The 14,363-nt window shown below is 36.6% G+C and carries 17 protein-coding genes; 11 read left to right on the top strand and 6 right to left on the bottom strand.

Features of this window, described 5'->3' with window-relative positions; all coding sequences use genetic code 11:
- The first annotated feature begins 62 nt into the window (after positions 1–62).
- From PLI06_01520 to PLI06_01495, 6 genes are all read left to right on the top strand, one after another.
- Positions 63–965: an ABC transporter ATP-binding protein gene (locus PLI06_01520; protein ID HOI76278.1), complete on the top strand. Its 903-nt coding sequence runs from the start codon at positions 63–65 to the stop codon at positions 963–965.
- Positions 958–2,724, top strand: coding sequence for an ABC transporter permease (locus PLI06_01515; GenBank protein ID HOI76277.1), 1,767 nt, complete (start codon positions 958–960; stop codon positions 2,722–2,724). The genes PLI06_01520 and PLI06_01515 overlap by 8 nt, the downstream gene beginning before the upstream one ends.
- Positions 2,721–3,800: an ABC transporter permease subunit gene (locus PLI06_01510; GenBank protein HOI76276.1), complete on the top strand. Its 1,080-nt coding sequence runs from the start codon at positions 2,721–2,723 to the stop codon at positions 3,798–3,800. Before PLI06_01515 ends, PLI06_01510 begins: the two co-directional genes overlap by 4 nt.
- A gap of 84 nt (positions 3,801–3,884) precedes the next feature.
- Positions 3,885–4,214, top strand: coding sequence for a hypothetical protein (locus PLI06_01505; GenBank protein HOI76275.1), 330 nt, complete (start codon positions 3,885–3,887; stop codon positions 4,212–4,214).
- A gap of 8 nt (positions 4,215–4,222) precedes the next feature.
- Entirely contained in the window at positions 4,223–4,558 is a 336-nt protein-coding gene (locus tag PLI06_01500; protein HOI76274.1) for a phage holin family protein, read from the top strand.
- Positions 4,527–4,787 carry a hypothetical protein gene (locus tag PLI06_01495; protein ID HOI76273.1) on the top strand — a complete coding sequence of 87 codons (261 nt, stop codon included), beginning with the start codon at positions 4,527–4,529 and terminating at the stop codon, positions 4,785–4,787. The genes PLI06_01500 and PLI06_01495 overlap by 32 nt, the downstream gene beginning before the upstream one ends.
- A gap of 1 nt (position 4,788) precedes the next feature.
- Here PLI06_01495 and PLI06_01490 read toward each other — a convergent pair whose 3' ends face one another.
- The 3 genes from PLI06_01490 to PLI06_01480 are packed head-to-tail and all read right to left on the bottom strand — an operon-like array spanning position 4,789 to position 7,034.
- Positions 4,789–5,322: a DUF2148 domain-containing protein gene (locus PLI06_01490; protein ID HOI76272.1), complete on the bottom strand. Its 534-nt coding sequence runs from the start codon at positions 5,320–5,322 to the stop codon at positions 4,789–4,791.
- Between the two features lie 9 nt (positions 5,323–5,331).
- Positions 5,332–5,745 (bottom strand): acetolactate synthase, encoded by a 414-nt coding sequence (locus PLI06_01485; GenBank protein HOI76271.1) that lies wholly within the window; start codon positions 5,743–5,745, stop codon positions 5,332–5,334.
- A gap of 8 nt (positions 5,746–5,753) precedes the next feature.
- On the bottom strand, positions 5,754–7,034 hold the full coding sequence (locus tag PLI06_01480; protein HOI76270.1) for a phenylacetate--CoA ligase: 1,281 nt from the start codon (positions 7,032–7,034) through the stop codon (positions 5,754–5,756).
- Between the two features lie 128 nt (positions 7,035–7,162).
- Between PLI06_01480 and PLI06_01475 the strand changes: the two genes are divergently transcribed.
- From PLI06_01475 to rimI, 4 genes are read left to right on the top strand one after another with little or no spacing between them, the layout of a single operon-like run.
- The gene (locus PLI06_01475) at positions 7,163–7,654 is read left to right on the top strand and encodes a hypothetical protein (protein ID HOI76269.1); all 492 of its coding nucleotides are present in this window, start codon (positions 7,163–7,165) and stop codon (positions 7,652–7,654) included.
- Positions 7,644–9,701 carry a minichromosome maintenance protein MCM gene (locus PLI06_01470; protein HOI76268.1) on the top strand — a complete coding sequence of 686 codons (2,058 nt, stop codon included), beginning with the start codon at positions 7,644–7,646 and terminating at the stop codon, positions 9,699–9,701. The genes PLI06_01475 and PLI06_01470 overlap by 11 nt, the downstream gene beginning before the upstream one ends.
- Before the next feature lie 10 nt (positions 9,702–9,711).
- The gene (gene hjc, locus PLI06_01465; GenBank protein HOI76267.1) at positions 9,712–10,095 is read left to right on the top strand and encodes a Holliday junction resolvase Hjc; all 384 of its coding nucleotides are present in this window, start codon (positions 9,712–9,714) and stop codon (positions 10,093–10,095) included.
- Positions 10,085–10,519, top strand: a complete 435-nt coding sequence (gene rimI, locus PLI06_01460; protein ID HOI76266.1) for a ribosomal protein S18-alanine N-acetyltransferase — start codon at positions 10,085–10,087, stop codon at positions 10,517–10,519. Before hjc ends, rimI begins: the two co-directional genes overlap by 11 nt.
- Here rimI and PLI06_01455 read toward each other — a convergent pair.
- A complete protein-coding gene (locus PLI06_01455; protein HOI76265.1) occupies positions 10,516–10,755 on the bottom strand; it encodes a hypothetical protein in 240 nt (79 codons plus the stop codon). The two genes, rimI and PLI06_01455, sit on opposite strands and share 4 nt — an antisense overlap.
- A 299-nt stretch (positions 10,756–11,054) precedes the next feature.
- Between PLI06_01455 and PLI06_01450 the strand changes: the two genes are divergently transcribed.
- Positions 11,055–12,356 carry a nucleotide sugar dehydrogenase gene (locus PLI06_01450; protein ID HOI76264.1) on the top strand — a complete coding sequence of 434 codons (1,302 nt, stop codon included), beginning with the start codon at positions 11,055–11,057 and terminating at the stop codon, positions 12,354–12,356.
- Between the two features lies 1 nt (position 12,357).
- Here the strand turns inward: PLI06_01450 and PLI06_01445 are convergent, their stop codons facing one another.
- Positions 12,358–13,287: a Gfo/Idh/MocA family oxidoreductase gene (locus PLI06_01445; protein ID HOI76263.1), complete on the bottom strand. Its 930-nt coding sequence runs from the start codon at positions 13,285–13,287 to the stop codon at positions 12,358–12,360.
- Positions 13,284–14,363, bottom strand: coding sequence for a DegT/DnrJ/EryC1/StrS family aminotransferase (locus tag PLI06_01440; protein ID HOI76262.1), 1,080 nt, complete (start codon positions 14,361–14,363; stop codon positions 13,284–13,286). The genes PLI06_01445 and PLI06_01440 overlap by 4 nt, the downstream gene beginning before the upstream one ends.

The raw sequence follows: 14,363 nt of genomic DNA, 5'->3' as shown, positions 1-14,363 counted from the left end.
TTGAGAATTCCTTAATTAAAAGCAAAGACGTTTAAATATAAAAAGTCCCCTATTCTTTCTTAATGATAGAGTTTCTTGATGTTTCCAAATTCTTTGGTGGCCACAAAGCTTTGGACAGTGCCACTATTAGAATAGAGGATGGAACGACCATAGGCATAGTTGGCCCAAACGGTGCCGGAAAGACGACTTTAATCAGGCTTCTTTGTGGAATTTTAAAACCTTCAAAGGGGCAGATAATAATTGACGGGATAGATCTCCAAAAACATCCGACAGAAATTAAGAAAAGAATAGGTTACCTCCCTGAAGAGCCTAATCTTTATGAGAGACCAAAGGCCGGTGAACTTTTGGAATACTTTGGACTATTATACGGAGTTCCTAAAGATAAAATTGATCAAAGAATTGATGAGCTACTAAATCTAGTCGGGCTATCCGATAGGAAGGATTGGAGGGTATCCTCTTTTTCCAAAGGTATGCGGCAGAGGCTTGCAATTTCAAGGGCCTTGATCCATGATCCCCAAATAATAGTTTTTGATGAGCCTACGATGGGATTAGATCCGCTCACCTCCAGGAAAATCAGGGATTTTATAAAAACACTGAAGAAAGACAAAACAATTATTTTGTGCACCCATTATATGTATGAAGCAGAACAGCTGTGCGATAAAATAGCAATCATTGACAAGGGAAAAATAAAGGCCTACGACACCATTGAAAATCTTAAAAAAATATACATCAAGGAAAAAACTTTTAAGATTGGCCTAAAAAATATGAAAAGTGAAATTCTGGATAGGATCTCTCTCGATAAAAATCTTAAAGTAGAGGAAAGGGGAGAGAATTATCTTGTCATAAAAGCCCGGGACTATGAAGACCTAAAATATGTCCTAAGGGAAGATGTCATCTATTTTGAAGATTTAACGCCCTCTCTAGAAGAGGTCTTTATTGAGCTAGTCGGTAGTAAAAATGATTAATCAGATGGTAAAATGGGAGCTTAGAAGGCTATTCAAAAATAGAAAATTCAAAATAGCCTTTACCTTGCAGCTTCTTGTAATCCTTCTCATAATCCCTCTTTTTGGCAGCTATGTAAAGGCCCTTGAAGAAGGGGGATTCTTCAATCTCTCAGTAGGTGGTAAAGGTTATCTCCCGATAGGAATCTCCTCTGAAAAAAACTCCTTGACGGATATTATCTCAGAAAACAAAAGGTTTGATATTGTATGGGTGGAAGAAAAAGAAGGACCGGAATTATTAAGAAGCGGGAGGATTTCTGCCTTTTTAGTTATAGAAAAGGAGTTTGAAGATAAAATAAGGGGCTATAGTTCTTCAACAGTTGAATTATATATAAATACTCAGAATCCAAAGGGTGTTTCTGCCTATTCGGAGCTAAACACCATACTGCTTGGTTTTAGGGATGGGGCTATAGAGGCTAGAATCAGAGATTTATCAATTGCAGAGCCCAATATAGAACTTGTTTCCCAATCACCCACAAATAACAACACATCACCCCAAAGTCAAACTACTCAAAACACAACGCAACAGCAGGCTTCAGAAAATGTAACAGATGTTTCTGATAGGCCCGCTAATTTCCAGGAGCAGATAGAAAGGACAAGACAATCTTTTGAGGATGAGCAGGGGGGCTACATAGTTCTACTAGTTCTTCTTTTGCCTCTTTTCTTAAGCGGAGGGATGCTAATTGACTTACTAATATCAGAAAAAGAGAGGAGGACTGGGGAAATGCTTTTGGCGCTCCCCATGAAAAGAGAAGAAATATTCTATTCAAAATTTATCTCTATCCTAGCAATAATATTATTCCAGCTCTTATTCTGGGTTATAGCTCTTTACTATTTTGGAAGGGTGACAAACCCCCTAATTATCCTGCCACTTACAATAACTGCGATACTGCTTCTCAGCATAACAGGTCTAATTGGAGTCTATTCAAAGAACTACAAGGATTCAGCCCTAATTGTCACTGTGACATTTATACTCCTATTTTTCTTACTGTTTGGTACGTCCACACTGTATGTTGCAGGCCTAAAGGATGCCGCTGCTATATCCCCACTATCCCTTGTTATAGCAATTGAAAACGGCACATACTCGTTGAAAGAAGCTGCCATTTCGATATTGCCTTCCCTTAGCTTTTCCATTATTCTAATTTATTTATCCACCGTTCTTTACAAAAAAGATGAGTTTTATTTTGGCCCGAGGCCCAGCATACAAGACCTTGTCTTTGAATTTGCAGGTAAACTAAGATTAAAGGGCATTGTATATAGCCCTTATTTAATAGCCCTTATTTTTGGATTTATTGCCATTTTTATATCGATAATCTTTGAAATATTCTTCGGGATTATCGCCCTCTATTTCACTGAATCAATATTTGCCATACTCTTCATATGGGCAACTATAGAAGAGTTGTCAAAAAGCATAGGCATCTTTTCAGCTGAAAAATATTTTTCCTTGAAGTGGCATGAGGGGATGCTAGCCGGCATGACAAGTGGCCTTGGATTTGCCGTTCTTGAGAATATTATCTTCACAGTCTTTGCACTAAACCTATTTCCAGATTATGCGCTTAGGGTGTTAGTTACAAGAACCTTTCTTTCAGGTGGGATCCATATTGTTTCGACTGGTGTTATCGGGATAGGAATTAGTGAGAGAAAGTACCTTCTGCCTGCATTTCTCGCAGGCATCCTGATTCACTTTATCTATAATATTATCATACTCCGGGGGGCAATATGAGAAAAGAAGTGATTTATCTTGCAGGAAAGGAGTTTAAGGACATATTGAGGGAAAAGGTCTACATACTTGCATTTTTACTACAGCTGTTCATAGTAATTGGGATAGTCCTGATTGGAACATCCTACGCCTATATCCAGACTTATGTTGACGATCCAGACAGCCAGGGTACATTTTTAGTTTACTCTGAAGTTGAAGGATTCCCCATTTACTTAAACGATGAATCAATTAAGAGTGTTGCTTTAAGAGACCCAGAGTTTAATGGGGCCCTTCCTAGAAATATCGATGGCGTTATTTGGGCCCTAGACAATGATTCTATCAAAGTACTACTAAAAAATCCAGCAACTTTTGAAGATTTGTCAGAACCAATTAAAAGAGCATACCTAAAGGCAAAATTAAAAGGTGAGCTCCCTGATGAAATCTTAAATCCCCTCTCAATTAAAATAGATCCTAAAAACTACACCTATAATCTAGCCGATCTATTCTTTGTTGAGATTATGCAAACACTATTAATACCGCTTATACTACTTCTCCCGATATTTCTTTCTATGAACATATTGTCTGATTCGATAGTTGGAGAAAAGGAAAGAAAGACTTTTGAAATATTGCTTGCATCGCCATTAAAGAGAATAGAAATTATCCTCGGCAAGATACTGCCAACCTTTGCAATCTCAATAGTTCAGATAATAATATGGGTACTAGTTTTAAGTGCCAGAGGAATCTCAATTTTTAATATACCACTCTTATTAGTATTTCTTTCAATAATCATGCTGCTCTTATTTTCAATTTCCATAGTCTTTTCAAATATTTCCTCAAATATTACGGAGTCAAATCTTTTTCTCACCCTTTTCATGATGGTTGTGACCCTCGTTATGTTCGTGCCAATCCCCTTAGAAAATCCAATATTAAAAGAGATTCTGAGCTACTCTCCAATAATCCCCCTAATCAAGATAGCTTCTAATCCCACAGTTGATTTATTGGAAATTGGAAAGTACATGGCTATTTATTCTTGGCTTTCATTAGTTTCACTGCTTATTGCCCTAAAGGGCATCGCTAAAGATGAAAATATAAGATTATAAAAAATAGTTTCAAATTATACTAATTCTAATAAAAATATAGAATAATTTTATAAACATTAGAAGCACTATAGATTTGGTGATTATTTGAAAGAAGTAAAAGTTGAAGATATTCAGAAGGAAATAGAAAAAGATATTGAAATGGGAAAAAAGATGGTAGATGAAGGAAAGAGACTTTTAGAAGAAGGTAAGTACAAGCTCAATGAAAGTAAGTCAAGGATCAGAGAGTTGGGCGACGAGGCAGGGATAAAACTAAAAGATTTTGAAGAGAAACACCACGAGGATATTGATCACGTAGTGAAAGAATCTGAAAAGGCCCTCCAGGAAACAGAAATATTTATCAGAAAATACCCAGTTATGAGTGTATTCGCAGCTTTAGGATTTGGATACCTTCTAGGCAAACTAATGAGAAAGTAAGTGGGACAATGATAGAAACAGTGCCTCTAAACAAGCTCATTGAATTACTGATAAAGTATATTGGGGTCTACGTGAAGCAGGGCGCCTCTGATGCTATCGGGGAAGCAATAAAAGAGCCTATGAATAGACTCACGAAAACTCTTTTCTTGGCAGTTGGTTCTGCGATACTCGCTTTCTCAGGTGTGGTGGCTCTTTTTATTTCGCTAGTATTCTTCTTGAAAAATGTTCTTGGTAGCTATATGATGGCCTTTTTGATTGTCGGGATAATACTAGTTATTGTAGGGGCAATATTAGGATACGGAGGGTATACTTATGGAAGAAAGGATAGAAAGGCAAGACATTGAAAAATTATTAAAGGAAATAAAGATTAGGATGGGTTCTGAAGATGATCTTTTAGGAATTATTGAAAAACATCCAGTAGCCGTCCTTCTCGCTGCTTTTGGAACAGGCGTTATTCTATCTCAAATAGACGATTTCCTGATTGAAAAGGTGGAGACGGGAAAAAGTTGTCCCGCTATTGAAGGAATTATGAAGGTTGGACTTCCTTTAATAATGAAAAAATTTATTAGATAGATTACCTATCAAAATAAATGCTCTTGCTTGAAACAGATAGTGGTATCCCCATGACTACATCGCCTTCAATGAGTCGCATCTCCATTGCTGTTGCACCAATAGAATACATTATCCTGTTATCAAGATTTAATATCTGAGCAGTCTTTGATGCACTGCCTAGTGCTATACCAAGGTCTACCAGAGCAAACGCACAAACAGGTGCAAAATAATCATTTATTTTTTTCTTTTCTGGTATTGTGCTGCAATCATACCCACACATCCCACAATTTAGACCAAGAGGCGGCTTTGCAATTGCACCGATAAGAACTATTGCATCCGATTCTAATACATTCTTTGAATCTCTCTGAAAAAATTTTAGGCCTTTTTTATCCCCATATACTTTCATTTTTTCAACTAGCTCTCTGTGGTCCTTGCTACCTTTGAAGATCGTTTTTGTTACTATGTCGTCTACTCCTTTGCCTTTGGGCGCAGTTATTGCTGCTATTTCAATTAGGCCAGCGGCAGCCTTTATACTTTCATTTATTTCTGCTGACATATCCACACCTTAAATGTTTTCGAGTATATTTATACCATTAGATTTCAAAACTTCTATTGACTTCTTTAGGTCACTTACTTTTAGAATCAATATAGCCTTTTTCTCTATCTTAGTTATAAATGCATAAGCGTATTCGATATTAATTGAAGCCTCGCTTAACAGAGTGGCGATTAGCCCCATAGACCCAGGTTTGTCTTCCATGAGGACGCCTAGAACTTCTCCCTTTCTAAAGGACATTCCAGCATCTTTCAAGAGTTTAGTTGCTTTTTCGTTATTGTCTGTTATCATTCTTACAAGGCCAAATTCTCCAGCCTCAACTAGCTGTAAAGCCCTGATATCAACGCCGTTTTTCCCAATAATATTACAGAGCTCTGCAAGCCTCCCAGGCCTATTGTCAATAAAAACACTTATCTGCTCTACCATTTCAACACCTACATATCCTTTCTTAAATCAATTACTCTTTTTGCTTTCCCCTCAGGTCTTGGTATCTGGCCTGGCTCGACTAGTTCAACATCAACACTTAAGCTCAACATTTCAAAGAGCCGTTTCTTGATTTCTTTTTCAAGCGTTATAAGTTCTGATATACTGTCTGAGAAAATTTCATTTGTAACTTCAACTTTTATCATCAGACTGTCTAAAATATCTCTATCGACTATTATCTGGTAATGGTCACCAACGCCTTTTAACGCCATTAGGACCTCTTCTATCTGACTTGGGAAAACATTGACTCCTCTGACTATTAACATATCATCGCTTCTTCCTGTGATCCTCCCAATTCTAGGATGCAATAATCCACAGGCACATTCTTCCCATGTTATCCAAGATAAATCTTTTGTTCTATACCTCATGACTGGCATTGCCTCTCTCTGCAGCGTTGTGAAAACTAGCTCACCTTTTCCCTCACCATCTACATCTGTCTTATTCCCATCTTTATCAATTGTCTCGACAATAAAGTGGTCAGACCATGTGTGAAGCCCGTTGTGCTCAGAGCACTCAATACCGACACCAGGCCCGCAAAGCTCAGTAAGCCCGTATATATCAAAGGCTTCAAGGCCAAGGCCTTTTTCTATCCTCTTTCTCATATTTTCCGACCAGGGCTCTGCGCCAAATACCCCCCTCTTTAAAGATAGTTCATCGAGTTTTAGGTCAGTAGATTTGATAACTTCTGAAAGCATCAATGCATAAGATGGCGTGCAGGCAAGTGTAGTTGTTTTCATGTCCTTTAGTATCTTAATCTGCCTCATCGTGTTTCCACTGCTTGTAGGGATTACTGCAGCTCCCAATCTCTCTGCGCCATAATGAAGACCCAAGCCTCCTGTGAATAATCCGTATCCATAGCTAACTTGAACTAAATCTTTATGGGTTGCACCAACTGTTTCAAGGCACCTCTTATTTAGCTCAGCCCATAATTCTATATCCCTCTTGGTATATGGCACAACTGTTGGAATACCGGTCGTACCTGAAGAGGAATGGAATCTTACAACATTATCAATGGGCGTAGCTATCAAGCCATATGGGTAGTGATGCCTAAGGTCTGCTTTAGATAGAAAAGGAAGTTTAGATATATCATCCAATCCTTTGATATCTTCAGGTTTTACACCTGCTTCTTTCATTTTTTGTTTGTAGTAAGGGAGATTATCCCATGAATATTTGACATTTTTAACAAGGAGTTTTCCTTGGGATTTTCTTATTTCCTCAATCTTTTTTTGCAATCAATCCCTCCAAGAAAATTATAACTGAACACGACCTCTTAATCTGAGTATATATTTTTATCGTATCGATTATTTTAGAATAAGATAAAAGCTTTTATAAAACCTTAGTCTCATGAACTTAAGAGAATATGTCAGAACAAAATCTAATCCCTTTTAAAGTAAAAAAGACTTTTAGCCTTCATAATAAAACATATGAAGAAGGGAGGGATTATGACCTTCATTTTCTTGAAGTTGAAGTTTTAATAAATGAAGGATTGGTAGATATAGTACCATTAAACTCCGTAGATTACAGGAAAATGTTAAAGGAAGAGGGATCCTCAGAAAAGATGCTAGAGTTGGAAGAAAAATTTTATGCCTTTGCGAGGATATCCCAGCGATACCTAAAAAGTAAAGAAAATCTATCTCAAATTGATAAAAAGGCATATAGCGACAGTGCTACCGCATTAAGAAACTTCCTAAGGTTTAGGGCCGAAAAAATTTTAAAAGCCCTCTTAATTGAAAATCAAAAAATTGAAGTCCATGAATCGGAGTTAATTTTCAGTTCATTGATTGGTGGAGAAATATCAAAGTGGATAAAATTTAATGAGAGTATCGTAAAGGGAGAAAAATATGAAATATAGCTACGAGGAAGTTGTTGATAGGTTCAAGGAGTTCTATGAAGCTTATCCTGATGTGAGTGAACCTAAGTACAAAAAGCTTATAGACAAAATGAAGATGGAAGGAAAAAGCTCCCTTTATATCGATTTTGATGATGTTATTGATTTTGACTTTGACCTTTCAGAACAAATTTTGAAGGAACCTGAACAAATTCTAACAGGTCCAAGTGTAGCTTTAAAGGAAGTTTATGGTGCTGAGACTGAGAAAAGGCTCACGGCCAGATTTGTCGATTTGCCCCCAACTGAGAAGATTGATATTAGAGATATCAGAGCTATACACATCAATAAATTTATCCAGATTGAAGGTGTTGTAAGGAGGACTACAGAAGTTAAACCTGAAGTAGTCGAGGCTGTGTTTAGTTGTGAAAGGTGTGGGGAGTATCTTACTGTTATGCAAGATTCACCGAGTTTCAAAACTCCAGTGACTTGTTCAAATCCGGCTTGTGGGAGAAACGGTCCTTTCAAGTTGGTAAAGGCTTATTCAAAGTTTGTTGATTGGCAAAATATAAAGATTCAAGAGAAGCCTGAGAAATTAAAGGGAGGTCGACTTCCCTGGATTATGGATTGTATAATCAAGGACGATATAGTTGATACCGCTCAGGCCGGAAATGTTGTAAATATAGTTGGTATTCTAAAAACAGTTCAGGAAAATTGGCCCAAAAGCGGGGGCAAGAAAACTACCTTCAATAAATCCATAGAAGTTAATAGTATTGGGATAAAAGAGAAGGATATCCAAGATTTAGAACTATCAGAGGAGGATGAAGAAAAGATATTGGAGTTGGCCTCTGATCCTAAAATTTGCGAAAATATAACAAATTCTATTGCCCCTTCAATTTTTGGAAATCAGCATGTTAAGTATGCTGTTGCATTACAAATGTTCTCAAGTGAGGCAAGGGTCCTGCATGACAAAACAAGAATAAGAGGAGATTCACATATACTCCTCGTTGGTGACCCTGGAGTTGCCAAATCACAGATTCTTAAATATATTAATCTTGTTGCACCAAGATCAATTTATACAAGCGGTAAAGGAACTTCTGCCGCTGGTCTTACTGCCGCCGTCATAAGGGACGAAAGCTCAGGTAGCTTTGCACTTGAAGCTGGCGCCCTTGTTATTGCAGACAATGGTATTGCCTGTATCGATGAAATTGATAAAATGTCTAATGAAGACCGTTCATCGATTCACGAAGCTATGGAACAGCAAACTATCTCAATTGCTAAAGCAGGCATTATTGCAACTTTAAACGCTAGGGCTTCCATACTTGCAGCTGCAAATCCAAAGAGAGGAAGATTCGATAGCTATAAACCTCTTGGGGAGCAGATAGACCTTTTGCCTACCCTCCTTTCAAGGTTCGACTTGATTTTCATATTGACAGATAAACCAAAGGAAAGTGAGGATAAAAAAATTGCAGAGCATATATTAAGACTTCATTCAAATGAAATAGATTCAATAATGCCGGTATTGGAAACTGAGGATATAAGGAAATATGCCATTTATTCAAAAAAGACCATCAAGGAGATTACTTTAACAGATGAAGCAAAAAATAGGCTTCTAGAGTTTTATGTCAGTATAAGGAAAAAGGGCGAAGAGAAAAATACCCCGATCCCCATCACTGCAAGACAGCTTGAATCTTTGATAAGATTATCAGAGGCAAGGGCTAGGATGAGATTATCGAATAAAGTTATGGTCGAAGATGTTGAAGATATTATTCAGTTATACATGAAATCAATTGAAGAGATAGGCAAAGATCCAGAAACTGGAGAGATAGACATAGACATGATTATGACTGGCAGACCAAAATCCCAGAGGGACAAAATAACTGTGATAATGGACATCATTTCTAATTTAGATAAGAAGAGCAACAATGAAGGTGCTCTTACAAGCGAAGTCTATGAAGAAGCAAGAGCAGAGAATATCAGTGATTCATTTACCCGTAAGATAATTGATGAGTTAAAGCAGAAGGGAGACGTATATGAGCCAAGGCCAGATAGGCTAAAATTGACTCTATTATAAGGAGATCTTAATGTACAACAGAGGGAGAAACTCAGAAGTATCATTGGTAAAGAAATTATGGGAAAACGGATATGCCGCCCTTAGGATGCCTGGTTCTGGAAGGGGGCAGCTATACCCTCATCCCGATATAATCGCAGGTAATGGTAAGAAATACCTTGGAATAGAAGTAAAGATAAGGGCAGAGGAGAGATGCTATTTCAAAGATGAAGATGTTGAAAAGCTAAAGGAGTTCTGCAACACATTTGGCGCTGTGCCATACTTTGCAGTGAGATTTGTCAGAAGATGGCGTTTTTTTGAAGTTAAAGATTTAGAAAAAACACCAAGTGGATATAGGGCTTCTTTTGGAAAAGGCCAGGAATTCTCTAAGGTCATAGGGGACGAAAATGATCGTTAGGAATGTAGGGCCAGATGACATATATACAGTTATAGATTTAGAATACCAGAATTTTGATTACCCTTACCCACCCGAGGTAATAAACTTTCTATATGAATTCCACAGAGATACTTTTCTTGTTGTAGAAAATGACAAAGTTGTTATTGGATTTGTAATAGGTATAGTGCAGAAAAGAGAAGGGCATATACTAGTAATTGCAATAAGAGATGATTACAAAAAAAAAGGCGTGGGAACATTTCTTATGAAAAGATTGATCGACGTCTATAAGAAAAAAGGTATAACTCGATTAAAACTTGAAGTTAGGGCCAGCAATGTTGCCGCACTATCAATGTACAGAAATCTTGGATTTAAGATTACTAACAGATTAAAACATTACTATGAAAACGGAGAAGACGGATTACTTCTAAGAAGAGAAAATCTTTAAGTTTGCTTTTCCTTGCCAACGTATTTTATCTTTTTTAGTGGACCTTCGTAGTAAATCTCAATTTCTTTTTCAAGATACTCGTAAAGGTATCTCTCTACTGTGCTTCTAGGAATTCTTGTTTCATTTACAAGTTCTTGAATAAAGTAATCTTTACCTGATTTTGTCCTTTCTTTAAGAAGATTTCTAATATAATCAATTCTCTCGTTTCTCAACTCAAACTGTTTTCTCCAACCCACATTTATCACCATCGATTACACATATTGAACGATTAATCTTTAGTTATTAGTATTTAGTTACTCTTACTATATAAAGTTTTCGGTAATTAAAATTAATAATTGAGATTTAATATAGTATTTTATTGGTTAAAAAAAATAATTATAATGAATAACATTAAAAATCAAATATCAATATTATCGATAAACAATAGAAATAATCAAAAACTAATTTAAAACATTCTTTTCAAAGAATTCAATCATAAAATAGGATGTCCAAAAGATTTATTTAGGGTTTGTATATCTGTTCATTCGAGGATAACATGTTTAAAAATATTGTCATTGTAGGAACAGGTTACGTTGGAATCCCTGTTGCCGCTATGTTTGCTGATAAAGGCTTTAATGTAGTCGGGATAAACAGAACGAAGGAAAAAGTGGACCTTATAAACAAGGGATTATGCCCCATAGAAGGGGATGAGCCAAATTTACCAGAGCTTATAGAAAAAGTTGTGAAGAATAAAAAACTTGTCGCAACTACCGATTATTCTGCATGTAAAACTGCTGATGCGATATTAATCTGTGTCGAAACTCCTTTTGATTCTGATAAATGGGAGCCAAAGTATGATTCATTGAAATCTGCTCTAAAGAGTGTGGCTGAAAATATGTCAAAAAACTCATTGGTCATTGTAGAATCTACTATAGCCCCCACAACTATGGAAACTTTGGTGAAACCAATCCTAGAAAATACTTCAAAAATGAAAGCAGGCAAGGATTTCTTACTTGGTAACTGCCCCGAAAGAGTAATGCCTGGAAAACTTCTCTATAACATTGAAAATCTGTCCAGAGTATGTGGTGGAATAAACGAAGAAACAAGAGAGAGAATGCTTCAACTTTATTCCCATATTGTCAAAGGAGAGCTTTATCCGACAGACTGCATTACCGCTGAAGTTGTAAAAACAACGGAAAATGCCTACAGAGATGTTGAGATAGCTTTTGCTAATGAAGTTGCATTGATCTGTGAAAAACTTGGAATTAACGTCTACGAAGTAAGGGAATTAGTAAACAAAGCACCTTACAGGAATATGCATTTACCTGGTGCAGGTGTTGGTGGGCACTGCCTCCCAAAAGACTCACTATTACTTTCTTATGGCGTAAAAGGTATACTAACTCCTGAACTTATGATACTTGCAAGAAATCTAAATAAAAAGATGCCTTCCCACACTGCTGGGCTTTTGACAGATGCCTTAAAAGAAAAAGGAATGGATGCCAAAGGCAAAAATATTACAGTATGCGGATTTGCCTACCTAGAGAATTCTGATGATACCAGAAACACCCCTTCCTTAGGTGTAATTAATGCACTAAAGGAAAAGGGTGCAATTGTTGAGGTTCACGATCCCTTTGTCAAGAGCTATGAAGGGCTTGAAATAAAAAAGGAGTTTTACAGTTGTGTAAAAGACTCAGATGCCCTAGTATTTGTCACAGCACACTCTGAATACAAAAATCTTGATCTAAACAAAATCAAGGAATTGATGAAGACCCCAATAATAATTGATGGAAGAAATATCTTTGATAAAGAAGAAATGATAAAAAAAGGATTCATTTACAAAGGTGTTGGAAAAGGATAAATTAAATTTTTATTATTTTATTAGACATATAAGAATCTATTGCCGAGATTGCAACTTCAAGCGCATGAAGGCCTTCCTCACCTGAAACTGGAGGTGCTGTGTTCTTTTTTAGATAATTGATAAAACAATCAAGCTCTATTGCCAATGGCTCCTTTCTTTCAATCTTCGCATCCTTTTCCCACTCTTTGTCAAATAAAACAAGCTTCTGCTCAATATAATCAACTTCGGCTATGCCTTTATCTGCAACAACAGTAAGACTCCTAACTTTATGAGGAGTATGCCAGTTGGTATCAATTAACCCTGTGCAAGTATTTCCAAAGGTCATTAGAATTGTCGCAAAGTCTTCAAAAGGATGTATTCTTTTGCCACCTGTTGCATATACTGTTTTTACTTTTTCTTCCAATAAAAAAGACATTATGTCTATATCATGAACGCCTAAATCAATAATAATCCCGACATCCCTTATTCTTGGATTGTAAGGTCCGACCCTCTTTGAAGACATTGTGACAACTTTTCCAAGTGTGTCATTTTTTATTAATTCCTTTAGCTTTTGAATAGCCGGATTAAACCTTTCGATGTGGCCAACTGAGAGTTTTATATCTTCTTTCTTAGCCTTGTCAATTATTTCCTTACCATGTTCAACTGTATCTGCAATTGGCTTTTCAACTAAGATATCAACGCCGTTTTCGATAAGATAGTCGCATACGGTCTTATGGAGTTTTGTTGGAACGGCCACGACAGCAGCATCTATGCCCCCTTTTACAAGCTCTTTGTAATCTAAAAACCCTTTTGTGTTAAAAGTATCGGATAATTCAGTAACTCTTTTTTTGTCAATGTCTGATATGCCAACTAGCTCAACATCCATCGACGCAAGGTTTCTTATGTGGTGACCCCCCATAACTCCGGCGCCTATTACTCCAATTTTAATCATTTGAATTCCTCAAAGAACGAAACAATATGTTCAATTTCTTCTTTATTTAATAATGGGTGAACAGGAAATGATATAACTTCCTCTGCAGCTTTTTCTGTTTCTTTTAGTTTATCCTTGTACCCAAGTTCAAGATATAAAGGCTGCTTATGTAGAGGCATTGGGTAGTAAATTCCATATCCTATGCCAGCTTTTTCAAGACCTTTAATTACTTCATCCCTTCTGCCATCTTTTATCCTCAAAGTATACTGGTGAAAAACATGTTCATTACTTGGATTAGTTTTTGGACATTGCAAGTAATCTAGTTTGGATAATTTTTTTGAATAATATTCTGCATTTTTTTGTCTAGTTTTATTAAATCTATCAAGTTTGTTCAGCTGACAAATACCGATAGCTGCACAAATATCAGTCATCCTAAAGTTAAATCCCAGTGCATCATAATAGTACCTTTTCTCCTGGCCATGGTTTCTAAACTTTCTTGCTTTTTCATATACTAGTTTGTTGTTAGTTGTGATCATTCCGCCTTCTGAAGTTGTCATATTTTTTGTTGGATAGAATGAAAAGCATCCTGTACCAAATGAACCCACATTTTTTCCGTCAAATTTTGCCCCGTGCGCTTGGGCGGCGTCTTCGATTAAGATTAGATTATGATCCTCACATAATTCATTTATTGCCTTTAGATCTGCCGCTTGCCCGTATAAGTGAACGGGCATTATTGCCCTAGTCTTCTTAGTAATTTTATCTTCTATCAAAGAAGCGTCTAAATTAAAGGAATTTGGATCTATATCAACAAAGACTGGTTTTGCACCTGTGAAAAGGACAGAGTTGGCTGTTGCAACAAAGGTAAATGAGGTAGTTATAACTTCATTTCCCTTCCCTATGCCGTTTGAAAGAAGGGCAACATGCAAAGCTGTTGTTCCGTTAGAGGTAGATATTGCATATTCTGTTCCGATATAATCTGCAAATTGTTTTTCAAATTCATCAACTTTTTTTGATTGGGCGATATTTCCGCTCATTAATACAGATTTGACTGCTTCTATTTCCTCTTGATCTATAGATGGTTTTGCAATTGGTATCAT

The organism is Methanofastidiosum sp. (genome assembly GCA_035362715.1).
In the GTDB taxonomy this organism is placed as follows: Archaea; Methanobacteriota_B; Thermococci; order Methanofastidiosales; family Methanofastidiosaceae; genus Methanofastidiosum.
This window is presented reverse-complemented; position numbering and strand designations above follow the sequence as displayed.